The sequence below is a fragment of the uncultured Cloacibacillus sp. genome, from assembly GCF_963926575.1.
Lineage (GTDB): Bacteria > Synergistota > Synergistia > Synergistales > Synergistaceae > Caccocola > Caccocola faecigallinarum.
This window is the reverse complement of record NZ_CAWUXW010000005.1, coordinates 89,482-112,631: the sequence shown is the minus strand read 5'-3', so window position 1 is coordinate 112,631 and position 23,150 is coordinate 89,482. Positions and strand designations below refer to the sequence as shown.

Genomic DNA, 23,150 nt, shown 5'->3' with positions numbered 1-23,150 from the left:
AGGTTTTTATGCACAGAGCTTCATGAATTGTACATGACGGCCAGCGGCCGAGCTTTCACCGCGCGAGAGCCGCGAGCTGCGAGAGGGCGCACCATACGAGCAAAAGCGCCATCGCGCCGTTGAGCAGCCGGCGGCGGGCGCGGAAGAATTTTTCGAGCGCCGCGCCGAAGGCGGCCCAGCAGCAGGCGCTTAGGAAGCCCGCGGCGGCTATCGCGAAGGCGAAGAGCGCTATTACTCGCGCGTCGTCGTGGTGGGGGAGTATGAATACGGAGAACGACGTGACGGCGCAGAGGATTACGCCCGCGTTGAGGAACTGCATCGCTATTCCTCCGAAGAACGCGCCGCTGCCGCCGCGCGCGGGTTCTTCGCCCGAGCGCCATACGCTCCATGCCGTCCACAGAATATAGGCGGCGCACAGGAGCGTCATCGCAGGCTGTATTTGCGGTATGAAGCCGTAAAGGAAAGAGCAGAAGAGTGCCGCGGCGCATTCTATGACGAAGGTGCCGAGGAAGAGCCCCGCGCAGAATGGCATCGCGCCCATGAAGCCGCCGCGCGACGCGCCGGACATCGCCGTGATTGTGTTCGCCCCGGGAGCGAATACCATTAAGAGCACATAGGATGCAAAAGCCGCGTAATCCATGACCGCGCGCCTCCTTCGGAAGTTTTTCGTAATTTCTGCGTCGACGGCGATATTATACGCGAGGCGTCGCACTCGGCAAACGGAAGATGGAAGGGAGAGCGGACGTGCTGCTTTCAAAGCGGAAGAATGTGCGGCGCGGCGCTTCAGTTTTGTAAGCGTGCGCGCAGAACCGAATGAACGGCAACAAAAAAGCGGACGCACCTGCGCGCCCGCTTTTCGTTATCTTTTATTCGTAGATTTACTTGCAGACCGCGATGGCCTCGACTTCGACGAGGACGTCCTTCGGAAGGCGACCGACCTCGACGCAGGAGCGCGCGGGGGCATTTTCGGCGAAGTACTTCGCGTAAACCTCGTTGACCGTCGCGAAGTCGTTCATGTCCTTGATGAAGACCGTCGTCTTGACGACGTCGGCGGTCGTGAGCCCCTGGCTCGCGAGTATCGCGGAGAGGTTCTTAAGCGACTGCTCGGCCTGGCAGCCGACGCATCCGGGGACTACCGTTCCCGTCGCGTGGTCGAGCGGGATCTGTCCCGATATGAAGAGGAATCCGCCGGCCTTGATCGCCTGCGAGTAGGGGCCTATCGCCGCCGGTGCGTTCGTCGTGCTTACTACTTCTTTTGACATTGAAATATCTCCTTTCGGTCTTTTATAAAATTTCAGAGCTTCGTCAAACTTCACGCTTATTTTACAACATTTAGGGCCGCGCGGGGAATCATTTCCGTTTTTCCCAGATCATGATGACGACGGAGGCCACGACGAGGGCCGTCGCTATCACGACGTTAGCGTGGAGCGTTTCTCCGCCGACGAGCCAGCCCATGATGACCGCGATGACGGGGTTGACGAAGGCGTGCGTGCCGACGCGGTTCGCGGGCTGGCAGCGCATGAGCCAGACGAACGAGGTGTAGCCCGCGAGCGAGCCGAAGAATATAAGGTAGCCGAGCGCGACGAGCGAGCGCATCGAGATGCCGCCGATGTCGGGGAACTCTCCGGTGCAGGCCGAGACCGCGAACTGAAGCAGCATCATCTGCGCGCCGCCGCATATCATCTGCATGCCGGAGACGGTCAGCGGGTCGTGGTGTATGCCCGGCGTCTTCGAGATGAACGCGCCTACGACCCACGTCACGCTCGCCGCGACGACGAGCAGCATCCAGAAGGTGTAGCCCGTGCGCAGCGAGAGGTCCGCGTTCGGGTCTCCCGCGATGAGGACGCAGACGCCGGCGAAGCCCGCCGCTATGCCGATGTAGTGGCGCGCCTCAGGCTTCTTGCCCTTGAAGAAGAGCCAGCCGAGCAGGCAGAACCACAGCGGCTCTATCGCGAGCAGCAGCGCCGCTATCGACGAGGGGATGACCGTCTCCGCGGTCGTGATGAGGCCGTAGGTTACGGAGAAGGGCAGAAGCGACGTGACGAACGCGACGAGCCAGCCGCGCGCCGTCGGAAGGTCGCGCGTCTGAAGAAGGCGCAGCGGCAGCAGGACGAAGCCCGCCGTCATAAAGCGCAGGCCGCCCGACAAAAACGGCGGAATCGTCTCGACGGAGTAGCGTATCGCAAGATACGACGAGCCCCAGACGACGTACATGAGGAAGTACGCGAGTATGAGCTGCCATTTTTTAGGAGCCGGCGAAAGCTCCGCGGGCTCCGTCATCTCATTATAGGCGCGAGCTTCGCTTCGGTGGCTTTGACCAAATCGGCGGGCGCGAGCTTGAAGAGCAGGCCGCGGTGTCCCGCGTTGACGGTGATGAAGTCGAAGGTCATCGCCGAGTCGTCGATGATTACGGGATATTTTTTCTTCGTGCCGAGCGGCGAGCAGCCGCCGCGCACGTAGCCCGTGAGCCCCTGCACCTCTTTGAGATGCACGAGCTCCGCGCTCTTGTTGCCCGAGGCCGCGGCGAGCGCCTTGAAGTCGAGCTCGCGTCCCGCGGGCACGCAGACCATCATAACGCCCGTCTTGTCCCCGCGGCAGCAGAGCGTCTTGAAGGTGCGCTCCTCCGGGATTCCCGTCTTCGCCGCCGCGTCCTCCGCTGAGAGCAGCTCCTCGTCTATCTCGTACTCCAGAAGCTCGAAGGGAATCTTCTTGCTCTCGAGCTGGCGTACTGCGTTCGTCTTTTTAACTGCGGCCATAGTGTTTACCTCCGTATTGCTGTCGAATATAATAAAAAAGTATAGCGCAAAAAACGCGGCGGAGGGAGTAACGTGACATTGGAAATGACGGGATACTTTGACGGAGCGTCGCGCGGCAACCCCGGCGACGCGGGCGCGGGCGCGTGGCTCGACGGCGGGGACGGCAGCGCCGTCTGGGAGACCGCGAGCTACCTCGGACGCAAGACGAACAACGAAGCGGAGTACAACGCCGCGATACTTCTGCTCAAGGCGGCGCGCGAGCGCGGCGTGACGCGCCTCACTGTGCGCGGCGACAGCAAGCTCGTCGTCAGCCAGCTCTCGAAACAGTGGAAGATAAACCTGCCGCATCTGCGCGAGCTCGCGCAGGAGGCGTGGCGCGTAGCCGAGGGCATGAGCGTCACATACGAATGGATACCGCGCGAGCGCAACAAGCGCGCCGACAAGCTTTCGAACGAGGCGATAGACAACGCCGTGAAATAGGCGCGCCGGATATTTTTTGCCTTTGCCCGGAATAAAAAAGAGAGGCCGCGCGATTTTATAAAAATTTTACGCGGCTCGTCTTTAATATAGAAAAATCGTCAGGAGTGATAGCAATGGCTTATTTAAGCGATATCGAAATAGCGCAGCAGGCTGAGATGGAACCGATCGCCGAAGTCGCCAAGCGTCTCGACATAGACGCCGACGACCTCGAGCTCTACGGGAAATACAAGGCGAAGGTCTCCTTCGACCTATGGGAAAAGGTGAAAGACAACGAGGACGGTAAACTCATCCTCGTCACCGCGATAACGCCGACGCCCGCCGGCGAAGGCAAGACGACGACCTCCGTCGGCCTCGCGCAGGCCCTTGCGAAGCTCGGCAAGAAGGTCACGCTCGCGCTGCGCGAGCCCTCGCTCGGCCCCGTCTTCGGAGTCAAGGGCGGAGCCGCCGGCGGCGGATACAGCCAGGTTGTCCCGATGGAAGACATCAACATCCACTTCACCGGCGACTTCCACGCCATCACCTCGGCGCACAACCTTCTCGCCGCGATGCTCGACAACTCCGTCCAGCAGGGCAACCCGCTCAACATCGACCCGCGCCGCATAGTCTTCAAGCGCGTCCTCGACATGAACGACCGCGCGCTCCGCAACATAGTCATCGGCCTCGGCGGCAAGGTCGACGGCGTGCCGCGCCAGGACGGCTTCGACATCACAGTCGCCTCCGAGATCATGGCGATACTCTGCCTCTCGAAGGGCATCGAAGACCTCAAGGAGCGCCTCGCGAACATCATCGTCGCCTACACCTACGAGGACAAGCCCGTCACAGCGCGCGACCTCGAAGCGCAGGGCGCGATGGCGATGCTCCTCAAGGACGCGATAAAGCCGAACCTCGTCCAGACCCTCGAGCACGTCCCGGCCTTCATCCACGGCGGCCCCTTCGCGAACATCGCGCACGGCTGCAACAGCGTCATGGCGACCAAGTACGGACTCAAGCTCGCCGACTACTTCGTCACCGAAGCCGGCTTCGCCGCCGACCTCGGAGCGGAGAAATTCCTCGACATCAAGTGCCGCCTCGCCGGCCTCAAGCCGAACGCTGTCGTCATCGTCGCGACCATACGCGCGCTCAAGATGCACGGCGGCGTCGCGAAAGAAGACCTCGGCAAGGTCAACATGGCCGCGCTCGAAGCGGGAATCCCGAACCTCGAGAAGCACGTCGAGAACATGCTCTCCTTCGGCCTCCCCGTCGTCGTCGCGCTCAACGCCTTCCCGACCGACACCGAAGAAGAGCTCAAGTTCATACAGGATAAGTGCGCGAAGCTCGGCGTGCCCGTCGTCGAGTCCGACATCTGGGCGAAGGGCGGCGAAGGCGGCATAGCGATGGCCGAAGAGGTCATCAAGGCCTGCGACAAGCCGAACACCTTCCATTACCTCTACGACGAGAAGCTCTCGCCGAAGGAGAAAATCGAGACCATCGCGACCAAGATATACGGAGCCGACGGCGTGGTCTACACCGACAAGGCGCTCAAGGACCTCAAGAAAATCCACGACCTCGGCAAGGACGACCTGCTCATCTGCATGGCGAAGACGCAGGCCTCCATCTCCGACGACCCGAACAAGAAGGGCCGCCCGACCGGCTTCAAGCTCACCGTCCGCGAAGTACGCCTCTCCGCCGGCGCGGGCTTCATCATCCCGATAACCGGCTCGATAATGACGATGCCCGGCCTCCCGAAGCGCCCCGCCGCCTGCAACATCGACGTCGACGCGAACGGCAAAGTTTCCGGACTCTTCTAAACTCATCAAAACAGTCAAAAACGACGGCGCGCGCCCATGCTTAGGACGCGCGCCGTTCTTTTATGCGCCGCTTGACGCGGCGCGGAATTTTTTCTGATTTTAAGCCGCGGCTTAAATCTTTATGAACTTCAGGCTGTTGCCGCGCGATTTGATTATTTTCTCGATGTCGGCGGCGGAGATCCAAAGGGTCTCTGTGTTGTCGCAGGGGTGGACGCCGAGGCGCGGGCGGCCGCGCAGGTCTTCGTCCATTAAGACTTCCACGCCCTCCGCGCAGTCGTTGAGCACGCCGAGCGGAGTGACGGCCCCCTTGATGAGGCCGAGGTGCTCCATGAGCCTGTCTTCGGACGCGAAGCTGAGACGGCTGCTTCCTATCTGGGCGCGTATCGCCTTGAGGTCGGCGCTCTTCGCTTCGTCGAGGACGACGAGGAAGTGGCGCTTGCCTCTGTCGTCGCGGAGGAAGAGGTTTTTGCATACGTCTTCGATTTTCATTCCTTCTATAAGCTTCATCTCGTCTATCGTGTAGACCGGGCCGTGCTCCATGACCTCGAACTTTATCCCCATCTCGGTCAGCTTCGCGCGGACTTCTTCTTTCGTGAGCGGCATTGCGTTCCCTCCTGCTTGTTATGCGAAATTATTCAGCATTATAGCCGTATTTTTCTATTTTTCGCTGGACATTCATGATTCTTTAGTCAAAAATATAATAAAAAATTTTGCGCGAGGGGTGCTGTTTTTGGACATAAACGACCTTTTCCGGGAAATGATGAACAGAGGGCGGCGCGAGTGGACCGACGGCCGCGGCGACAACGGCGAGGGCTGGGACGACGGCGAGCGCCGTCCGCCGAACATCCGGCTGCCGAAGGTGAAGAAGATATGGCTCGCGCTCGGCGGTCTCTTCGTCCTCTTCACAATGATTTTGCCGTGGTTTGCGAACTTTATGACGGACCTCTACTGGTTCGAGGCCAACGGCTACGACGCGGTCTTCTGGCGGCGCATCGTCGCGCAGTGGGAGCTTTTCGCCGCTGCGCTCGTTCCGGGCTTTGCGGTCTACGCGGTCAACTGGCGCGTCGCGTGGAAGCGCGGCTCCGCGTTTCTCGGCGGCGCCGCGGAGGATCCGCAGTTCCGTAAAATGGGGAAGCTGGTCTTCGTCGTCGCTTTCGTCGTCGCCGTCGTGAACGCGCTGACGGCGATGGGTATGTGGGACGAATTCCTGAAATTCCGCAACCCCGTGCCCTTCGGCGAAACGGACCCGCTCTTCGGCATCGACATAGGCTTCTACGTCTTCACGCTGCCGTTCGTCAAATTTGTGCAGGCGTGGGGGCAGGGCGTGCTGATGCTCGCGCTCGTCGGCTCGTGCGCCGTCTACTTCATGACGCGCGTCATATCCATCCAGAACGGACGGCCCTACGCGGCTCCCGCGGCGCGGCTGCATCTGACTCTGCTCGGCGCGCTGATTCTCGCCTTCTGGGGCGCGGGCTACTGGCTTAACCGCTACGAGCTGCTCTTCTCGCCGACCGGCGTCGTCTGGGGCGCGGGCTACACAGACGCGAGCATCGTGCTGCCTGCGCTCTCGATTCTCGCCTTCGCTATGTTCGCGGCGGCGGTGCTGCTCTGCGTCAACTTCTTCAAGCCGATGTGGAAGCTCTCCGCCGTCATCGTCGGCGCGCTCATCGTCGTCGGCTGGGCGGCGCGCACCGTCGTTCCCGGCGTCGTGCAGCAGTACATAGTCAAGCCGAACGAGTACGAACGCGAGAAAACCTACCTCGGCTACCACCTCGACTACACGCGCCGCGGCTTCGGCCTCAACGACGTGAAGTCCGTATCCTTCTCGCCCGAGAGCGAAGTGACGCCGCAGGAGCTCGCGGCGGACGAGGACACCGTGCGCAACATACGCATGTGGGACTACTCGCCGCTGCTGCGCACCTACCGCCAGCTCCAGGCGATACGCACCTACTATAATTTCAGCGACGTCTACGTAGACCGCTACGACATCGACGGCGCGAGCCGGCAGATAATGCTCGGCGTGCGCGGCCTCGACCTCTCGCATCTGCAGAACCCGACGTGGGTCAACACTCATCTTGAATTCACGCACGGCTACGGCGTCGTCATGAACCCCGTCAACGAGATTGCCTCGGGCGGCCTGCCGCACTTCTTCATGAAGGACATCCCCGTGAAGTCGGAGATCGGCATCGAGCTGACGCGGCCGGAGATTTATTTCAGCCCGTCTACCGCGCCGTCCTCGTACGTCCTCGTCAAGACGAACGTCAAGGAGTTCGACTACCCGATGGGCGACTCGAACGTCCGCTCCGTCTACGCGGAGGACGGCGGCGTCTCGATAGGCTCGATGTGGCGCAGGCTGCTCTTCACGCTGCGCTTCCGCGACACGGAGATACTCTTCACGGGCGCGCTGACGGAGGAGAGCCGCGTGCTCTACAACAGGAACGTTCTGCTCGCCTTCCATAAGGTCGCGCCGTTCCTCATCTACGACCTCGACACCTATCCCGTCATCCTCGACGGGCGCGTGAAGTGGATGCAGGACGCCTTCACCTGGTCCGACCGCTATCCGTACTCGAAGCCGTTCGTGACCGGCGACCGCTCGCTCTCGCACTTCGAGGGCGTCAACTACCTGCGCAACAGCGTCAAGGCAGTCGCCGACGCTTACACTGGGCGCATGGAGTTCTACGCCGTCGACGACAAGGACCCCGTGATCCGCTCGTGGATGCGGATATTCCCCGAGCTCTTCCACGAGAAGGGCGAGATGTCGGAGAAACTCTGGGCGCACGCGCGTTACCCCGGCGACTTCTTCGAGGTGCAGACCGACGTCTACTGCACATACCACATGACGGACACCAACACCTACTACAACCGCGAGGACGTATGGGAGGTCACGCCGAACGGACGCGAGCGCCGCATTCAGCCGAACTACGTGACGATGCGTCTCTGGGGCGAGGAGAAGGCGGAGTTCGCGATTATCGTCCCCTACATGCCGCTCGGCCGCGACAACCTCATCGGCTGGATGGCGGGACGCTGCGACCCCGGCAAGTACGGCGAGCTGCTCGTCTACGAATTCCCGAAGCAGAAGCTGATTTACGGCCCGGCGCAGGTCGAGGCGCTCATCGACCAGAACCCGGAGATTTCCGCGCAGCTTTCGCTCTGGAGCCAGCGCGGCTCGGACGTCATACGCGGCGACCTGCTCGTCATACCGATAGGGAAGTCGCTGCTCTACGTTCAGCCGCTTTACCTCAAGGCTGAGACTGGCGAGCTGCCGGAGCTTAAGCGCGTCATAGTCTCGACCGGAGGCCGCGTCGCCTGGGCAGAGAATTTCGGCGGCGCTCTGAGCAAGCTGATGAACCGTAAAATAAATCTGAAGGACGAGGCTCCGAAGCCCGCGGCTGCTGCGCCCTCCGCGCCGCAGAGCGCCGCTCCTTTGGCCGCTCCCGCGGACATCGCGTCGCTGATAAACGAGGCGCAGCGGCTCTACGACGCTTCGCAGAGCGCGCAGCGCGGCGGAGACTGGGCCGGCTACGGCGAGAATATCCGCAGGCTCGGCGAAGTGCTCGAACGCATGAGGGGGCTCGGCCTCTAGCGTGCTGACGCTGCTGGGGCTTTCGCTGCTGCTGCTTTCGCTCGCGCTCTGCGCCGCGGGCTATCTCTTCGCCGCCTACGTGATGTTCCGCGTCGGGGAGAAGTTCCGCGTCGGGCGCTGCCGCGACTACCTCGTGCCCGTGTGGAACCTCGCGCTGCTCTGCGACTGCGGCGGCGTGACGCGTTGGACCGCGGCGGGGCTCGCGCTCCCCGCGCCGCTCTTCTGGATAATCTGCGCCGCCGGCGCGCCCTCGCTTGAATTTTACGCGGGGCGCGCGCTCGCGGCGCTTTTCATATTCTGCTGGGTCTACCTCTGGGGCAGCGTCGCGGAGCGGCTCGGCAAAAGCTTCTGGCTCTGGGGCGCGGCCTGCCTCGTCTTCGGCGGCGTCCCCGTGCTCTTCCTCGCCTTCGACGGCTCTATGCCGCGCCGTTGACTTGCGCCGCGTCGGTTATAAAATAATTCTGTGGATAAAAGATACGCGCCGCCGTGCTTTTGCGGCGGCCGGAAGGAGCTGAACGGAATGAAAAAAATTATAGCCGCGCTCGCCGCGGCGCTCGTCGCGGTATTCTCGTGCGGCGCGGCCTTCGCCGACGCCGAGTGGGACGCCTTCGTCGCGGAGATGGAGAGCCGCATGAAGATTACGGAGGAGGGCGAGGCCGCCTACACGCGCATAGCGCTGCTCGCGCCAGCGGGCAGCGACGCGGAGCTTTTCGAGCTTTCGATGAACGCGCCCTCGGTCGATACTCGCGCCGCCGCGGGAGCCGCGCTCGTGAAGAAATGGTTCCCCGACGGAGACCCAGCGAACTGGGAGCAGATAGACGGCTTCACCTCGCCGGGCAGCTTTGTGCCGCGCCAGATAGTCGCGGTCAACGCGCTATACAACGCCGTCACCGCGCTCTCCGAGCTGCCCGACGGCAAGTACGCCGCCGCGTGGCTGATGACGCGCTTCGGCTCGACCTCGCGCGCGAAGCTGATATTCATCGACTCGATGCCCGCGCCGTTCCGCGAGACGCTCGACCGCCTCATCGCCGAGACGGGAATGCCCGGCGCGTGGGAGACGACGCGAGTCGAAGGGCCGTGGCCCTTCGTGCCGGTCTTCAACGGCTGGGTGCGCCGCGAGCGCGCGATTACCGAGGGCTATCAGTTCTTCGACGGCTTCGGCGGAGCGGCGTCGAACGGCCAGTACGCATGGGACCGCGCGAACGGCTTCGTCTACAGGGTCTACGACCCGAGCGACGTCGACTACAATATCGACTAGCGGCTGAATAAAGAAAAGCGCCCCCGCGTGAGGGCGCTTTTTTCATGCTTTCGCGGCGGCGCGGACTTTGCGCGCCTTCGCAGATTTACTCTTCCTCGCCGAGCTCGCTGAGGATGTTCGCCGTTTCGCTGAGAGCCTCGGCGTCTATCTCCTCGGGGTCGCGTCCGGCCTTCTCCATGTCGTCGAGGTGCTTTTTCACGGATTCTATGCGGTTCGCTATTCCGATGTTCTCGTAGCTGCTGCGGAGGACCTTCATCTCCTTCTCGTCGGTGAGCCTGTTCGTGAGGTAGCCGAAGAGGAAGGTCTGCTGGCTCAGCGCGGCGAGGCGCTTGTCTGTCGCGCACCACGGCTCCGCGAGGTAGGCCGCGTCGTTCAGCACGTCCATCTCCTCTTCGTCCGCGTCGTCGTCGTTCTCGGGCATATCCCAGATGTTGACGACGAAGAAGGGCACGTCGGGCGAGAGCGATATCGCGTAGTTGACGGCGTCGAAGACCTCGTCGTGCTCCGCGCCGGTCTCGAGCAGCGCTATCGCGCGCGCGTGCTCGCCGACGACGGACTCGAGCGGGTCGGCTTCGAGCGTGTCGATTATCTCCTTGTAGAGCTCGAGGTCGAGCATGCAGCGGTAGAGCAGCGTGCGGCTCTCGAAGGCGCCCTCGTCGTCGAAGTTGGCGAACTCCTTCGCGACCTCGTAGGCTTCTTCGGTGCGTCCCTCGGAGAGCAGCGAGAAGCCGAGGTTCATCATCACCGTCGCGTAAACCAGCGCGTCGCGGTCGTCGTCGACGAGCGCCGGAAGCTCGCGCGCCTCTACGACGGCGCGTATCGCGTCGAGCGCCTCGCGCAGCATGTCGAGGTTCTCCATAGCCTCCTCGTACTCCATCGTCTCCCAGACCGCGAGCTTGCCGTAGGGGCTTTCGGGGTCGAGGGCGATCAGCTCTTTGCCTATTTCCGCTATCTCTTCGTTCGTCTCCGCCTCGTCGAGGCGGCTGAGCAGTTCTTCCTTCGTCATATCTCTATTGTCCTCTCTGTATGGATTTTCGTTGCGTCGCGGCGCGCGTCAGAGCGCCGGTACTATAAGCAGCATTATATTGGATTCGCAGTATCTCGTCATGTAGGTGAACTTCCCGCTGCGCTCGGCGCGCTGCACGCCGTCGAGGACGGGGCCGAAAAGGCCGAGCTTCGTCAGCAGCTCCGAGGCCGTGTCGTTCGTCGCGCCCTCCTCGAGCGCGAAGACGAGCTGGCGGCAGAGGCTTTCGTACTGCGATTCGCCGTCCGCGGATTTCAGGCTCGCTTCGGTGTCTACGCTGAAGGTCAGCGCGATGTAGTTCAGGTTTTCGTCGCCGGGCTCGACGTACAGATAGAGGAAAATCTCCGGGCTGTACTCCGCGGCGTAATTGCCGTCGGGCGTGCGGACGACGCTCTCCTTTATGCGCTCGGGCGAGAAGCCCCACTTCACGCGGTCGAAGGCCATCCCCATGTGAGCGATGAAGACCGGGACGCTCATGCCGAGGCTTGCGGCTTCGGCGCAGCGCGCGGGGAGCATCATGCAGAGCGCCGCGAGAATCGCGAAAATTTTCGTCGTCATAACAGCAACCTCCATAGGCCGCGCAGGGCGGCGCGACAGGCTGATTATAGCAAATTTACGGCGCGGGCGGCCCGCCTTGCGTAAAAGGCGGCGCGGTCAAGAGTAAAAAACGGGTAAATACCGGCGGAGCTTGCGAAATCTTCGCGCTATGCTATGCTTATCACGGAAACGGACGGCGCGCGCCGCGAGGGCCGGCGCGCCGGAAAAGCGAAAATTTCTTAGGGGGCAAATTTATATGATAGTCAAACTCGTCAACGCCGAAGGGCAGCTCCGCACCGCGAAGGTCGGCTTCAGCTGGACGACCTTCTTCTTCGGCTTCCTCGTGCCGATATTCCGCGGCGACGCGAAGTGGGCCGTTATCATGTTCATCGCGAGCATCTTTACGCTCTTCCTCGCGCAGATAGTTTTGAGCTTCACCTACAACGGCACCTACGTCCGCGAGCTTCTGAGCAAGGGCTACCGTCCCGAGGACGAATACTCGCGCGCGGTGCTCGTCGCCAAGGGCTACATCGCGGGCTGAAGCTTCCGCAGGAACGCAGAATTTCCCTCGCGCCGCACGCGCGGGGGATTTTTTTATGGCTTCGCGCGCTTTCAACAAATTTGTCTATTGGACAATTTTGTTGCGCGTAATATAATCGTTACGTAACGTCGAAACATTCACGAAAGCAAAGCCAAACGAACGATGGAGGGAAGCACGATGATGAACTTCCGCAGGATGATAAGCTGCATAGACGCGCATACGATGGGCGAGCCTTTCCGCGTCGCCGTCTCCGGCGTGCCGCCGCTCACGGGCGCGACGATACTCGACAAGCGCGCGTACTTCGCGGAGCACTACGACGACATACGCCGGATGCTGATGATGGAGCCGCGCGGACACTCCGACATGTACGGCGGCCTGCTGCTGCCGCCCGTCACCGAGGACGGCGACTTCGGCATACTCTTCATGCACAACGAGGGAATGGGCACGATGTGCGGCCACGGCTGCATCGCGGCGGCGACGGTGATTTTCGAGACGGGCATGATGGAAGCGCACGAGGGAGAGAACGTGCTGAAGCTTGACACTCCGGCCGGACGCGTCACGGCCTGCGCGGAGGTGCGGAACGGCCGCGTGAAGCGCGTATCGTTCGAGAACGTCCCGACCTTCGTCTACATGGAGGACATTTCGCTCGAGCTCGACGGCATAGGAGAGGTGCGCGGCGACATAGTCTTCGGCGGCGACTTCTACGTCTTCGCCGACGTTTCGCAGCTCGGCCTAGAGCTTGCGCCGGAGAATGCGCGCGAGCTTGCGGCGCGCGCGATGGAGCTCAAGTACAAGGCGCTCGAAAAGTACGAGGTCGTCCACCCGACGAACCCGAAGCTGCGCGGCATCTACGGCACGCTGCTGACGACCGCGCCCGAGAGCTGCGGCGGCACGGTGCGCTCGCGCAACGTCTGCGTATTCGCGAACGGCGAGATAGACCGCTCGCCCTGCGGCACCGGGACGTCGGCGCGGCTGACGCAGCTCTACATGAAGGGCGTAATCCGCCCCGGCATGAAGCTCGAGCACCACAGCATAATCGACACCGTATTCGAGGCCGAGGCGGTGCGCGAGACGGAGGTCGGCGGACGGCGCGCCATCGTGCCGCGCGTCTCGGGCAGCGCGTACATCACGGCCTTCAGCAATTTCGTACTCGACGAGGACGACCCGCTTCCGAACGGGTTCCGTCTGTAAAAAAAATAAAAATTTTGAGGAGGGAGCGCGATGACTTACCGCTCTAAGGAGCTCGGGCTTTTTTCAGGAAAGGGCACTTCGTCGCGAAGGGCCATCTACAAGGGCTGCGGCTATGACGACGACGATCTCAGCCGCCCGCTCATAGGAATCGTAAACACGGCGAACGACGCGGGGCTCGGCCACGCGCACCTCGACCGCCTCGCGAAGCGCGTGCGCGCCGGCATACTGCAGGCGGGCGGCACGCCGTTTGAGTTCGGCACCATCGCGACCTGCGGCGCGGTGCCGATAGGGATGCCGCACTTCCGCTTCGAGCTCGTCATACGCGACGTGATAGCGAGCTCCGTCGAGATAATGACCGGCGTGCAGCTGCTCGACGGCCTCGTGCTGCTCGCCTCGTGCGACAGCATCATCCCCGGCGTGCTCATCGGCGCGATACGCGCGGAGGTGCCCGCGATAATAATCACAGGCGGCTCGCAGGAGGTCTGCAAGGTAAACGGGCGCAACACCGTCATGAGCGAGCTCGACCAGCTCGTATTCGGCGCGGACTACGCGAGCGAGGAGGCGCGCGAGAAGATACGCTACCTCGAGGACCACGTCTGCCCCGGTCCCGGCGCCTGCTCGCTGATGGGCACAGCGAACACGATGCAGATACTCATGGAAGGGCTCGGCATGGCGCTGCCCGGCTCGTCCACAGTACCCGCCGTCTACGCGGAGAAGGAGCGCTACGCGACGCAGACGGGGCGGCGCATAGTAGAGCTCGTGAAGCAGAATATAAAGCCGCGCGACATTTTGACGCGCGAGGCGCTGCTGAACGGCGTCATCCTCACGCTCGCGATAGCGGGCTCGACGAACGCCGTGCTGCATCTTCTGAGCTTCGCGCGCGAGGTCGGCGTCGAGCTGACGCTTGACGACTTCGACCGGCTCTCCGAGGCCGTGCCGGTAATCAGCCGCGTCATCCCGACCGGCAAGGCGAGCGTCGTAGACCTCTACCACGCGGGCGGAGTCCCCGCCGTCATCGGCGAGATGAAGGATTTCCTCTATAAGGACTGCCTCACAGTATCGGGACATACAATCGGAGAAATCGCGGCCGCCGGCAAATCTCTCGACCACGAGGTGCTCACGACCGTTGACGAGCCGGTTTTCAAAAACGGCGGAATCGTCGTAATCCGCGGCAACCTTTCGCCGAACGGCGCAATCTGCCGCACGACGACGATTTCGGAGAAGTCGCGCAAATTCGAGGGGCCGGCGCGCGTCTTCCACTCCGACGAAGAGGCGCACGCCGCCGTCGTCTCGGGCAAGATTAAGAAGGGCGACGTCGTCGTCATACGCTACGAGGGGCCGCGCGGCGCGCCCGGAATGCGCGAGATGATGATGACGACCGACGCGCTCGTCGGCCTCGGTATGGGGCAGGAGGTATTCGTGCTCACCGACGGACGCTTCTCGGGCTTCACGGAGGGCGCGGCGATAGGCCACATCTCGCCCGAGGCCGCGGTCGGCGGCGTAATCGCGGTCGTCGAGGACGGCGACACGATAAAGATAGACATCGACGCGCGCTCGGCAAATCTCTGCGTGCCGGACGAAGTCATAAAGGAAAGGCTCGCGAAGTGGCAGCCGCCGCTAAAAAAATCGCGCGGCATACTCGGCATCTACGCGAAGACGGCGCTGCAGGCGCACGAGGGCGGCATGATAGACGACGAAGTGACAGACGTGCGGCAGGTTTTGGGAAAGTAGCTGAAATTAGGGAAAGCCGTAAAAAAGATTAAGCCCCCGCGCCGCGGGGGCTTTTGTCTCACTTCGAAGCCAAGGCTCTTATCGATTCAATCGTGTAATCGATCTCGTCCTCGGTCGTGTAGTAGCCGGGCGAGAGCCTCAGCGCTCCTTCGGGGAAGGTTCCGAGCGTCCTGTGCGCGAGCGGCGAACAGTGCAGTCCGGGCCGTCCCTCTATTCCGTATGTCATGCTCAGGTCGTTTGCAAACTCGCCGTTGTCCTTGCCGTCGATGTTGAATGCGTAGACCGGAAGGCGCGGAGCTTCGCCGTGCGTCGAGCCGAGCAGCCGCAGCCCCTTTATCGAGAGCAGCCCCTCTTCAAGCCGCGCGCCGAGCTTTTCCTCGCGTTCGCGTATCGCGTCGATTCCCGTCCTGTCTATCCAGTCGAGCGCCGCGTCGAGCCCCGCGAAGCCGGGGAGGTTCATCGTCCCCGCCTCGAACTTGTCGGGCATCACGTCGGGCTGCGTCTCCTCGTGCGAGAGGCTTCCCGTGCCGCCGACGATGAAGGGGCTGCACGCATCCGCGAACTCGGGCTTCCAGACGATGCCGCCCGTTCCCTGCGGGCCGAAGAGCCCCTTGTGGCCCGTGAAGCAGAGCGCCGCGAGGCCGAGCTCCGAAGCGTTTATCGGAAGTACGCCGCCCGTCTGCGCGCAGTCGACGACGAGCGGAATGCCGCGTTTCGCGCAAATTTCGGCGATTTCCTCAATCGGCTGGACGGAGCCGCAGACGTTGCTGCAGTGCGACACGACCGCGAGGTCGGTATGCTCGAGCGCCGCTTCGGAAAATTTCTTCGGGTCGACGTAGCCGCGCAGGCTCGCCTGAATGACCTCGACCGCGACGCCGTTTTGCTGCAGCTCGCGCAGCGGGCGGACGACGGAGTTGTGCTCCATCGAGGTCGTGACGACGCGCATGCCGCTTTTGACGAAGCCTTTTATCACGACGTTGAGCGAGTGGGTGACGTTCGAGGTGAGCGTCACGTATTTCGGGTTCGCCTTCGCGTAGCCTCCGAAGAGCGACGCCGCCTTCATGCGCGCCGTAAAGAGTATGTCGAGGCTCTTTATGTCGCGCTCCGAAGCCGAGCCGCGCGAAGCGTTTGCCCCGTCGCGCGTCATAAACGCGTAGACGGCGTCGGGAACTTCCTGCGGCTTGGGCCACGTCGTGGCCGCGTTGTTCATGTAGACCTTGCGCATGGCGGGGCCTAGCCGTGGACTATCGTCTTGTCGGCGCTCATAAGCGAGCCGGCAATCTCAAACATGTTCGAGATGACGCCGACTTTGATCTTGTCCGTGATTCCGAAGTGGTTCGTGCAGGTGCCGCAGACGAGTATCTTCGTGCCGCGCGCCTCGATTTCCCTGAGCGTGTCGAAGGTCGAGGACTCCGGCAGCGCGAGCTTGACTCCGGCGTTCATCAGAGCGACCGTCGCGGGCGGCTCGTCGGCCTTCGCTATCGTGCCGAGGTAGGCCTTGATGAGGACTTCGCCGAGGCCGTCCGACTCCGCGCCGAGCGTGTCGGAGGCGAAGAGTATCGCGGTCGTCTTCTTATCCGCGGACTTCTGCGCGGCTTCGCCAGTCTTTCTGCCCATGATGAAGAAGGACTTGCCGTCCGGCGCGTCCTCGCGCTTCGCCTCGTAGCCGGCGCTTTCAAGGAAGCGCGTCACGTTGCCGACGGCGACCTCGTTGTCGACCTGCACGCGAAGCTCTTCCGTTCCCTTGTCCGTTTCGGCCTTCGTCAGAAGGACCGGCTTCGGACACTCCAGTTTCCTGGCGTCGATTTCCACCATTTCCTACAGACTCTCCTTTTTGAGGTACTCTATGAATTTCTCGACAAGCTGGGGATCGAGACGAGTCCCAGCCATAGAGCGAAGCCTTTCCGCGACCTCAAGCGCGTCGGGGATGCGGCGTCCGGGCCACGGGCGCGTCATCTCGTTCCACGCGTCGACGACGGCGTAGATTCTCGCCTGATAAGGAATCGCCGTCGCGGAGATTCCCTGCGGGAAGCCGGAGCCGTCCCAGTTCTCGTTCCACGAGTACGGGATGCCGGAGGCGGGGCGCAGAAGCTCGACCGACTCCATGTAGTCCCTCGACTTGACGGGGTAGCGGTCGTACTCGCGGCGCTCGGTCGGCGTCAGCGGCGAGGTCTTGGTGCGGATGGAGAAGGGCAGCGAGAGCATCCCTATGCGGCTGAAGAGCGAGCCGAGGTAGACGTAGAGAAGCTCCTCGTCGAGCACGCCGAGCTCCTTAGCGAAGTCTCGCGCCGTCTTTGCCGCGCGCGGTATCGCGGAGCGGAACTTCGCGTCGCCGGGCGTGAAGGACGAGGCTATCTCCTCGAGCGTCTTCGTGCAGAGGTCGTTGCCCGCGTTCGCGAAGCGGCGGTAGACGTCTATCGTTATGTCGTCGATGCGCTCCTTCTCGCCCTCCTTGAACGAGAAGAAGGCCATGAAGTCGTTCAGCGTGCGCTGTATGCTCGCTATCTCGTCTTTCTTTTTACGGTCTATCGTGATGCGGCGTATCTCGCGCGACTCGTCGCGGATTCCCGCGATTTCCTGCTGCAGGCGCTTGAGCCTCCACGTGAGCTGCTCGCTGAGGTAGAGCCCCGAGAGCAGCACTATCGCAACAGCGGCGATCGCGAGGAAGAGGAAGAGGCGCTGGAGCTGGCGGTCGGCCTCGGTGATGTCGACCTTCGGCATTATGCCCGTTATCCAGAAGGCCGGGCCGCCGCGGAAGTCCTTGACGAGGACCTTGCCCGCTATGTAGGTGTCCTTGCGCCCGCCCTCGATGACGATGCCGGGCATATCTTCCTTAATTTCGGATTTTTTGACGGGTTCTATGGCGAATGAGAAGTTGATGCCGTGCGTCAGGCGCTGCACCATCTTAGGCGAAAGCGCCATTGTAGCGATGAGGTAGCCCGCGTCCTCGCCGCTCATGTCCGAGCGCCTGATGTGCATCGCGGAGAAGATTATCGGCCTGTCGCCGTTCTTCATAACGATTCCGCAGAAGCCGTCCTCGGGCAGATTTTTGAATATCCGCTCGCTCTCCTCGGTGCTGAATATCGCGTTGAATTCGCTCTGCGGCGTCGAGGCGTCGTCGGGCGCGCTGAAGTCGCGGAAGAGCACGACGCCGAGGTCCTTGTCGAGGTAGATCATGGAGGAGATGCCTATCTCGGTGAGCACGTCCCTGTTGAGGTAGGCTTTGGGGTATTCGGGGTACTTGCCGTTCATGAAGTCCCACGTATTGTCGGAGTAGGCCCAGTTGCCCGCGATGGCGGTGAGCATACGCTCCTCGCCCTTGACGCTCATGACTGTGCGCGAAAGCTCGCGCGTCAATCGTTCTCGGTCGGCCTCGCCGGCCGAGGTGATGAGGAAATTCGTGAACAGCACGTCGAGCAGAAGAAGCGCCGAGAGCATGACGAAGCCCAAGAAGATTTGTATTTTCGCTTTAATAGACATCTGAACTCCTCCGAAGCGGACCAAAATATAGTTTTTGAATATACGTCCCGTCACTATTGTAGCAGAATTTTACAAAAAATTAAGATGTGGGAAGCGATAACTGCATCGCCCTGCCGAAAGAATGTATAATGGAAAGAGAAAGAGGCAAAAAGCGCCTTTTTACGCTTTTTTATTTTTTATCCGAAGTCGGAGGTGTTACGGTGGCTTTTGAAGATGCCGTCGAATTTATGCGCGGGGCGTCCGCCGTGAGGAACGGCCTTCGCGTCGTGCCGTTCGCGGCCTGCCGCGAAGCCGCGCGGCGCGGCGGAATGTCCGCGCGCGAGGCGGAAGCCGCGGCGCTGCGCGCTGGGCTCTGCCCATCGCGGTACGAGCGCAGCGTCGGTACTGTCGGCCTCGAGGGGCAGGCGCGGCTGCTCGAGTCGTGCGCCGCGGTCGCCGGCTGCGGCGGGCTCGGCGGGTGGATAATCGAGATCCTCGCGCGCGCCGGGGTCGGGAAGCTCATTCTTGCGGACGGCGACACGTTCGGCGAGAACAACCTGAACCGTCAGCTTTACGCGGCGGAGGAGAACCTCGGCGAGCCGAAGGCGGAAGCCGCGGCGCGCCGCGTGAAGGCCGTGAACTCGGCGGTCGAGGTGAAAGCGCTGAATTTCTTCCTGGACGAGGAAAACTGCGAAGCCGCGCTCGAGGGCGCGGACGTGGTGCTCGACGCGCTCGACGGCAACGGCGCGCGCTCCGTCGTCTTCCGCGCCTGCGAAAAGCTCGGCGTTCCGTTCGTCCACGGCGCGATAGGCGGGCTGTACGGCGAGACCGCCGTGCTGCGCGCTGGCGACGTGCCGCCGTGGGAGCTTTTCGGCGCGGGCGACAAGGGCGAAGAGGTCGAATGCGGCAATCCGTCCTTCACCCCGCCCTTCATAGCTTCGGCGCAGGCGGCCGAAGCCGTCAGGATTTTAACGCGCGGCGATGAAACGCAGAGAAAAACTCTTTTCTGGTTCGACATATCCCGCCTAACGGTTCGGAGGCTTAACTTGAAATGATTGAAATCGCAAAACCCGAGATAATTTTGGACGCTCATACAGACATGCTGCTCGACGTGCTCGCGCTGCGGCGGCGCGGAAAATCCGCGGTGCTCGAGGAGCGCTTCCTTCCGCAGCTACGCGCCGCCGGCGTGAACGCCGCGGTCTGCTCGCTCTTCATACTCGACGAGTACGTGCCGGAGCTCGCGCTGCGGAACGCGCTCGACCAGATAGCCGCGCTTGGCGAGGACCTGGCCGAGTCGCCGTCGTTCCGCCTGTGCAGGAGCGCGGGCGAATGCTACGCCGCCGCGGCCGACGGCAAGGTCGCGCTTTTCCTGTCGCTCGAGGGCGCGGAGCCTGTCGGGCGCGACATCCTGCTGCTCGATATTTTTTACTCGCTCGGCGTGAGGCTGCTCGGCCTCGCGTGGTCGCGGCGCAACTACGCCTGCGACGGCGTCTCCTTCGAGACCGCGCCGCCGTATGCGCGCGAGGGCGGGCTGACGGATTTCGGACGCGAGCTGGTGCGCCGCGCGCGGCGCATGGGCGTTGTGATCGACGTGAGCCATCTGAACGACGCGGGCTTTTGCGAGGTCTCGCAGATGTCAGACTGTCCGTTCATCGCGTCGCACTCGGACTGCCGCGCGCTGACGCCCTCGCCGCGCAACCTGACCGACGAGCAGCTCCGCGCGCTCGCGGCGGCGGGCGGCGTCACCGGCATGAACGCCTACGGCCCCTTCTGCGAGACCGCGGAGCACGGGCGGACGGCGGAGACGCTGCTCGCGCATCTCGACCATGTCGTGCGGAATTTCGGATACGAGCACGCGGGGATAGGCTTCGACCTCTGCGACTGTCTTGAGTCGCTGCGCGAGCATGACGGGACTGCGAACGACATCTTCCGCGACCACGCGGATGCGGCGCGCTTCGTCGAGGCCGTCCGCGCGCGCTATCCCCGCGGACAGGCCGCGGCGATACTCGGCGGCAATTTCATGCGCGTCTTTGAAAATGTGATGAGGTGATACTCTGTGGAGAAGTTCGTCTATCCGCTCGTCGTCTACGAGGATTTTGAGAACGGGGAGAAAATCTGGCGCGGCAACTTCCCCGGGCTTCACGGCTGCTGGCTTGAGTCGCCGTCGAAAGACGAGGTGCTGCGCCTCGCGCCTTCAGTGCTCTGGGAATACGCCTCCGCCTGTTTTGAGACGGGATGGACGCCGCCCGCGGCTCCCGACGCGCGCGAGCTCGAGGAGGCGGGCGTCGGAGAGGTCTTCGTCGTGACGGCGGAAAAGCTTTCATGAAAAAGCGCGCCGGAGCAGCCGCGCTGCTGAGGTTCGCCGCGCCGTCGCTTCTCGGCATCGCGGTCTTTCTCGTGCCGTTTACTCTGCACGGCGGGCCGAACACTCTGCTCGGCCATCTGAAGGAGGCGTTGCTTGCGCTCTTCGCGGGGCGCGAGCCGGAGCTCGCCGCCGCGGTTTCGACAGCCGCCGCCGTGCTCGCGCTCGCGGCGAAATTTTTCCGCCCCGCGTGGATTGTGCGCGACGAGATACTTCACGAGAACCTGACCGGCGGCCCCGTGTGGTTCGCGGCGAGGGTGCTCGCGATGCCCGTCGCTCTCTGCGTCTGGCTCGGCGCGGGACAGGCCGCGGAGCTCGGCGGATTCGCCGCCGCCTTCGTCAAGGAGGCTTCGTTCATCGTCTGCGGCATGACGCCGCGGCTCGTAGCGCTCGCGGTCGTCCTCGGCCTGCTTTCGCCGCTCGTCATGGACTTCGGCCTCGTGCAGTTCATCGCGGTCTACGCGAGTCCCGTCATGCGCCCGCTCTTCCGCGTGCCGGGGCGCTCCGCCGTCGACTGCGTCGCCTCGTGGCTCGGCAGCAGCTCGATGGCGGTCGTCTTCACCGCGAAGATGTACGATTCGGGCTATTACACGGGGCGCGAGGCCGCGGCGGTCGTCTGCGGTTTTTCGTTGGCGGGGATATACAACATCTACGCGATGGCGGAGCTTATGAACGTCGGCTACGCGCTGCCGCAGATTCTGCTTATATCCTATTCGTCGATGATTCTGCTCGCGGCGCTGCTTCCGAGGCTCGCGCCGCTCTCTTCCATACCGGACGAATATATCTCGGGCCGTTCGCGCTACTCGGCGCGCGCCGAAGGCCGCAGACGCGGGATGCCAATCCTGCGCTGGGCGCTCTTCCGCGGCACGGCGCAGGCCCGGCGCATGAACGCCGCGAAATATCTGCGCGAGAGCCGCTATATAATCTTTTCGCTGATTTTCAGCACGGTGCCGCTGATGATAACCTTCGGGACGCTTCTGCTGCTTGCCGCGGATCTGACGCCGGCGGCGAAGCTCATCGCCGCGCCATTCTCGGCGCTCTTTTTCCTGCTCGGCTCGCCTGAGTGGGAAATCGTCGCCGAGTCCGCGGTTTTCGCCTTCGTCGACCAGTATCTCGCCGCCGCCGCGGGCCACGCGCTTCTCACCGAAGCGGGGCGCGTCTCGTGCGTCTGCCTCTCCGTCATCGGGCTGATAAACCTCACGGAGGTCGGCCTGCACGTCTGGCATTCGAGCATTCCGCTGAAGCTCTGGCAGATGGCTGCGGTCTACGTTATGAGGATAGCGCTTTCGGCCCTTATCGTGATTCCCGCGGCGCGCTTTCTGTTCCCAGCCTGAGGCGGATTTTAGAGCTCGCCCGACTGCACGGCTCCCAGATATGCGATGAAGTTTTCCGCGACGGGCTGCATCTCCGCCTCGACCTCGCCGCGTTCCGCCGTTTCTTCGTCGAAGGAGAAGAGTATCTCGTGGTCTATCTCGAATACGCCGCAGCCGTCCTCGTCGGGCATGTTCTTAAGGTCTATGCAGCGTATATACGCGCCCTCTTCGTCCCACGTGAAGGGCAGATAGCCGCAGCGGACGAGCGTCGGGTTCCACGCATCCCTGACCGCCGAGAAATGGTCGAAGGTCGGATTTGCGCCGACCGGAGCCTCGAAGCAGTGGTGATATGTCGTAAGGAAGGCCTTCATCTGTATCGGGAGCTTCACGCCGAGGCTTTCCTCGAACGCCGCGAGCTCTTCCTCGCTTATCGACGCGGGGACGAGCTTCCATTGCTTCCACTCGGCATCGGGGGCTGCGCCGTCCGCCCACATTTCTTTTCCTTCGTCCTCGAACGGGAGCGATACTCCGGCTCCGCTGCCTGCTGACAGCTCCGCGTACCGCCGCTCGAAGAATTCCTTCATATAGCGTCTGGCTTCTGCGTAATCCATGATGGAATCTCCCTAGCTAGGCTTTTTTGATGTCTCCCTTCGCACCGCCCGTTATGCGAAGCAGCTCGTCGGGCGCGACGGGGAAAAATGCGTGGTCCGTTCCAGCGGCCGCCCAAACCGTGCCGTAGTTGAAGAGGTCCTCGTCGAGCAGCGTCTGCGGCTGCTCCGGGTAGCCGACGGGCGGCACGCCGCCGGGGCGGAAGCCGGACCATTCCTCGCACTCCTCTGCGCCCGCGAAGGATACGTGCGATGCGCCGAGCGCCCTTTTGACCTTCTTCGTGTCGACCTTGTTGACGCCGGACATGAGCGCGAGCGCGTAGGATTTTCCGTGGTTGACGCGCAGCAGTATGCTCTTGAGTATCTCTTCCTCGGGCGCGCCCACGGCCGCCGAAGCGTCGGAGACTGTGAAGATCGTCGCCTCCGTCCGTTTTATCTGGGAATCGCAGCGCGCTTCCTCAAGAAAGGCGCGCACCGCCTCTATGGGGTCGAAGTTTCCATCGGCGCGTGACATCCGTCA

24 protein-coding genes are annotated in these 23,150 nt (G+C 62.6%); 12 read left to right on the top strand and 12 right to left on the bottom strand.

Annotated elements, in window-relative coordinates; genetic code table 11:
* Positions 1-55: 55 nt before the first annotated feature.
* From ABGT66_RS11775 to ybaK, 4 genes are all read right to left on the bottom strand, one after another.
* On the bottom strand, positions 56-640 hold the full coding sequence (locus tag ABGT66_RS11775) for a LysE family transporter (RefSeq protein ID WP_346690842.1): 585 nt from the start codon (positions 638-640) through the stop codon (positions 56-58).
* A 238-nt stretch (positions 641-878) separates the two neighbouring features.
* The gene (locus tag ABGT66_RS11770; protein WP_346690840.1) at positions 879-1,262 is read right to left on the bottom strand and encodes a RidA family protein; all 384 of its coding nucleotides are present in this window, start codon (positions 1,260-1,262) and stop codon (positions 879-881) included.
* Positions 1,263-1,350: 88 nt separating this feature from the next.
* Complete coding sequence (locus ABGT66_RS11765) at positions 1,351-2,280, bottom strand: EamA family transporter (protein WP_346690838.1); 930 nt, start codon at positions 2,278-2,280, stop codon at positions 1,351-1,353.
* Complete coding sequence (gene ybaK, locus ABGT66_RS11760) at positions 2,277-2,756, bottom strand: Cys-tRNA(Pro) deacylase (protein WP_294193945.1); 480 nt, start codon at positions 2,754-2,756, stop codon at positions 2,277-2,279. Before ybaK ends, ABGT66_RS11765 begins: the two co-directional genes overlap by 4 nt.
* Before the next feature lie 84 nt (positions 2,757-2,840).
* Here ybaK and ABGT66_RS11755 point away from each other — a divergent pair, with 84 nt between their 5' ends.
* Both ABGT66_RS11755 and ABGT66_RS11750 read left to right on the top strand, forming a co-directional pair.
* Positions 2,841-3,236, top strand: coding sequence for a ribonuclease HI family protein (locus ABGT66_RS11755; RefSeq protein WP_346690837.1), 396 nt, complete (start codon positions 2,841-2,843; stop codon positions 3,234-3,236).
* A gap of 113 nt (positions 3,237-3,349) precedes the next feature.
* Complete coding sequence (locus tag ABGT66_RS11750) at positions 3,350-5,023, top strand: formate--tetrahydrofolate ligase (protein ID WP_346690835.1); 1,674 nt, start codon at positions 3,350-3,352, stop codon at positions 5,021-5,023.
* 111 nt (positions 5,024-5,134) lie between these two features.
* On the opposite strand, the gene ABGT66_RS11745 is transcribed toward ABGT66_RS11750, so the two are convergent.
* Positions 5,135-5,626, bottom strand: coding sequence for a prolyl-tRNA synthetase associated domain-containing protein (locus ABGT66_RS11745; protein ID WP_346690833.1), 492 nt, complete (start codon positions 5,624-5,626; stop codon positions 5,135-5,137).
* Positions 5,627-5,753: 127 nt separating this feature from the next.
* Between ABGT66_RS11745 and ABGT66_RS11740 the strand changes: the two genes are divergently transcribed.
* The 3 genes from ABGT66_RS11740 (at position 5,754) to ABGT66_RS11730 (ending at position 9,864) form a co-directional block, all read left to right on the top strand.
* Complete coding sequence (locus ABGT66_RS11740; RefSeq protein WP_346690831.1) at positions 5,754-8,606, top strand: UPF0182 family protein; 2,853 nt, start codon at positions 5,754-5,756, stop codon at positions 8,604-8,606.
* 1 nt (position 8,607) lies between these two features.
* A complete protein-coding gene (locus ABGT66_RS11735; protein WP_346690829.1) occupies positions 8,608-9,039 on the top strand; it encodes a hypothetical protein in 432 nt (143 codons plus the stop codon).
* A gap of 87 nt (positions 9,040-9,126) precedes the next feature.
* The gene (locus ABGT66_RS11730; protein WP_346690828.1) at positions 9,127-9,864 is read left to right on the top strand and encodes a hypothetical protein; all 738 of its coding nucleotides are present in this window, start codon (positions 9,127-9,129) and stop codon (positions 9,862-9,864) included.
* A gap of 85 nt (positions 9,865-9,949) precedes the next feature.
* On the opposite strand, the gene ABGT66_RS11725 is transcribed toward ABGT66_RS11730, so the two are convergent.
* Positions 9,950-10,870 carry a hypothetical protein gene (locus tag ABGT66_RS11725; protein ID WP_300263471.1) on the bottom strand — a complete coding sequence of 307 codons (921 nt, stop codon included), beginning with the start codon at positions 10,868-10,870 and terminating at the stop codon, positions 9,950-9,952.
* A gap of 48 nt (positions 10,871-10,918) precedes the next feature.
* Positions 10,919-11,446 carry a hypothetical protein gene (locus ABGT66_RS11720; RefSeq protein ID WP_294194368.1) on the bottom strand — a complete coding sequence of 176 codons (528 nt, stop codon included), beginning with the start codon at positions 11,444-11,446 and terminating at the stop codon, positions 10,919-10,921.
* 235 nt (positions 11,447-11,681) lie between these two features.
* On the opposite strand from ABGT66_RS11720, the gene ABGT66_RS11715 reads away from it, so the two are divergent.
* The 3 genes from ABGT66_RS11715 to ilvD all read left to right on the top strand — a co-directional run bounded on the left by ABGT66_RS11715 (position 11,682) and on the right by ilvD (position 14,888).
* Positions 11,682-11,966, top strand: a complete 285-nt coding sequence (locus tag ABGT66_RS11715; RefSeq protein ID WP_294194367.1) for a hypothetical protein — start codon at positions 11,682-11,684, stop codon at positions 11,964-11,966.
* 177 nt (positions 11,967-12,143) lie between these two features.
* Positions 12,144-13,157 carry a proline racemase family protein gene (locus ABGT66_RS11710; RefSeq protein WP_346690825.1) on the top strand — a complete coding sequence of 338 codons (1,014 nt, stop codon included), beginning with the start codon at positions 12,144-12,146 and terminating at the stop codon, positions 13,155-13,157.
* A gap of 30 nt (positions 13,158-13,187) precedes the next feature.
* Positions 13,188-14,888, top strand: a complete 1,701-nt coding sequence (gene ilvD / locus ABGT66_RS11705; RefSeq protein WP_346690823.1) for a dihydroxy-acid dehydratase — start codon at positions 13,188-13,190, stop codon at positions 14,886-14,888.
* A gap of 58 nt (positions 14,889-14,946) precedes the next feature.
* Here the strand turns inward: ilvD and ABGT66_RS11700 are convergent, their stop codons facing one another.
* Genes ABGT66_RS11700 through ABGT66_RS11690 form a run of 3 tightly spaced genes read right to left on the bottom strand, consistent with a single transcriptional unit; the run spans position 14,947 to position 18,368 of the window.
* Positions 14,947-16,113 (bottom strand): aminotransferase class V-fold PLP-dependent enzyme, encoded by a 1,167-nt coding sequence (locus ABGT66_RS11700; protein ID WP_346690822.1) that lies wholly within the window; start codon positions 16,111-16,113, stop codon positions 14,947-14,949.
* A gap of 8 nt (positions 16,114-16,121) precedes the next feature.
* Complete coding sequence (gene yedF / locus ABGT66_RS11695) at positions 16,122-16,703, bottom strand: sulfurtransferase-like selenium metabolism protein YedF (protein WP_346690820.1); 582 nt, start codon at positions 16,701-16,703, stop codon at positions 16,122-16,124.
* Between the two features lie 3 nt (positions 16,704-16,706).
* Complete coding sequence (locus ABGT66_RS11690) at positions 16,707-18,368, bottom strand: HD domain-containing phosphohydrolase (RefSeq protein ID WP_294194357.1); 1,662 nt, start codon at positions 18,366-18,368, stop codon at positions 16,707-16,709.
* A gap of 200 nt (positions 18,369-18,568) precedes the next feature.
* On the opposite strand from ABGT66_RS11690, the gene ABGT66_RS11685 reads away from it, so the two are divergent.
* From ABGT66_RS11685 to ABGT66_RS11670, 4 genes are read left to right on the top strand one after another with little or no spacing between them, the layout of a single operon-like run.
* Positions 18,569-19,402, top strand: coding sequence for a HesA/MoeB/ThiF family protein (locus tag ABGT66_RS11685; RefSeq protein ID WP_346690818.1), 834 nt, complete (start codon positions 18,569-18,571; stop codon positions 19,400-19,402).
* On the top strand, positions 19,399-20,397 hold the full coding sequence (locus ABGT66_RS11680; RefSeq protein WP_346690816.1) for a membrane dipeptidase: 999 nt from the start codon (positions 19,399-19,401) through the stop codon (positions 20,395-20,397). The genes ABGT66_RS11685 and ABGT66_RS11680 overlap by 4 nt, the downstream gene beginning before the upstream one ends.
* Before the next feature lie 6 nt (positions 20,398-20,403).
* A complete protein-coding gene (locus ABGT66_RS11675; protein WP_294194349.1) occupies positions 20,404-20,673 on the top strand; it encodes a hypothetical protein in 270 nt (89 codons plus the stop codon).
* Entirely contained in the window at positions 20,670-22,043 is a 1,374-nt protein-coding gene (locus tag ABGT66_RS11670) for a nucleoside recognition domain-containing protein (RefSeq protein WP_346690813.1), read from the top strand. Before ABGT66_RS11675 ends, ABGT66_RS11670 begins: the two co-directional genes overlap by 4 nt.
* 8 nt (positions 22,044-22,051) lie before the next feature.
* Here ABGT66_RS11670 and ABGT66_RS11665 read toward each other — a convergent pair whose 3' ends face one another.
* On the bottom strand, positions 22,052-22,633 hold the full coding sequence (locus tag ABGT66_RS11665; RefSeq protein WP_346690811.1) for an SMI1/KNR4 family protein: 582 nt from the start codon (positions 22,631-22,633) through the stop codon (positions 22,052-22,054).
* Positions 22,634-22,649: 16 nt separating this feature from the next.
* Positions 22,650-23,144, bottom strand: a complete 495-nt coding sequence (locus ABGT66_RS11660) for a YbaK/EbsC family protein (RefSeq protein ID WP_300263490.1) — start codon at positions 23,142-23,144, stop codon at positions 22,650-22,652.
* Between the last annotated feature and the right edge of the window lie 6 nt (positions 23,145-23,150).

Coding starts and splice junctions, on each gene's coding strand:
- ABGT66_RS11660 (WP_300263490.1), bottom strand. CDS start 23,144: ATGTCACGCGCCGATGGAAACTTCGACCCCATAGAGGCGGTGCGCGCC.
- ilvD (WP_346690823.1), top strand. CDS start 13,188: ATGACTTACCGCTCTAAGGAGCTCGGGCTTTTTTCAGGAAAGGGCACT.
- ABGT66_RS11745 (WP_346690833.1), bottom strand. CDS start 5,626: ATGCCGCTCACGAAAGAAGAAGTCCGCGCGAAGCTGACCGAGATGGGG.
- ABGT66_RS11750 (WP_346690835.1), top strand. CDS start 3,350: ATGGCTTATTTAAGCGATATCGAAATAGCGCAGCAGGCTGAGATGGAA.
- ABGT66_RS11725 (WP_300263471.1), bottom strand. CDS start 10,870: ATGACGAAGGAAGAACTGCTCAGCCGCCTCGACGAGGCGGAGACGAAC.
- ABGT66_RS11680 (WP_346690816.1), top strand. CDS start 19,399: ATGATTGAAATCGCAAAACCCGAGATAATTTTGGACGCTCATACAGAC.
- ABGT66_RS11710 (WP_346690825.1), top strand. CDS start 12,144: ATGATGAACTTCCGCAGGATGATAAGCTGCATAGACGCGCATACGATG.
- yedF (WP_346690820.1), bottom strand. CDS start 16,703: ATGGTGGAAATCGACGCCAGGAAACTGGAGTGTCCGAAGCCGGTCCTT.
- ABGT66_RS11775 (WP_346690842.1), bottom strand. CDS start 640: ATGGATTACGCGGCTTTTGCATCCTATGTGCTCTTAATGGTATTCGCT.
- ABGT66_RS11730 (WP_346690828.1), top strand. CDS start 9,127: ATGAAAAAAATTATAGCCGCGCTCGCCGCGGCGCTCGTCGCGGTATTC.
- ABGT66_RS11715 (WP_294194367.1), top strand. CDS start 11,682: ATGATAGTCAAACTCGTCAACGCCGAAGGGCAGCTCCGCACCGCGAAG.
- ABGT66_RS11700 (WP_346690822.1), bottom strand. CDS start 16,113: ATGCGCAAGGTCTACATGAACAACGCGGCCACGACGTGGCCCAAGCCG.
- ABGT66_RS11765 (WP_346690838.1), bottom strand. CDS start 2,280: ATGACGGAGCCCGCGGAGCTTTCGCCGGCTCCTAAAAAATGGCAGCTC.
- ABGT66_RS11770 (WP_346690840.1), bottom strand. CDS start 1,262: ATGTCAAAAGAAGTAGTAAGCACGACGAACGCACCGGCGGCGATAGGC.
- ABGT66_RS11755 (WP_346690837.1), top strand. CDS start 2,841: ATGACGGGATACTTTGACGGAGCGTCGCGCGGCAACCCCGGCGACGCG.
- ABGT66_RS11670 (WP_346690813.1), top strand. CDS start 20,670: ATGAAAAAGCGCGCCGGAGCAGCCGCGCTGCTGAGGTTCGCCGCGCCG.
- ybaK (WP_294193945.1), bottom strand. CDS start 2,756: ATGGCCGCAGTTAAAAAGACGAACGCAGTACGCCAGCTCGAGAGCAAG.
- ABGT66_RS11690 (WP_294194357.1), bottom strand. CDS start 18,368: ATGTCTATTAAAGCGAAAATACAAATCTTCTTGGGCTTCGTCATGCTC.
- ABGT66_RS11665 (WP_346690811.1), bottom strand. CDS start 22,633: ATGGATTACGCAGAAGCCAGACGCTATATGAAGGAATTCTTCGAGCGG.
- ABGT66_RS11720 (WP_294194368.1), bottom strand. CDS start 11,446: ATGACGACGAAAATTTTCGCGATTCTCGCGGCGCTCTGCATGATGCTC.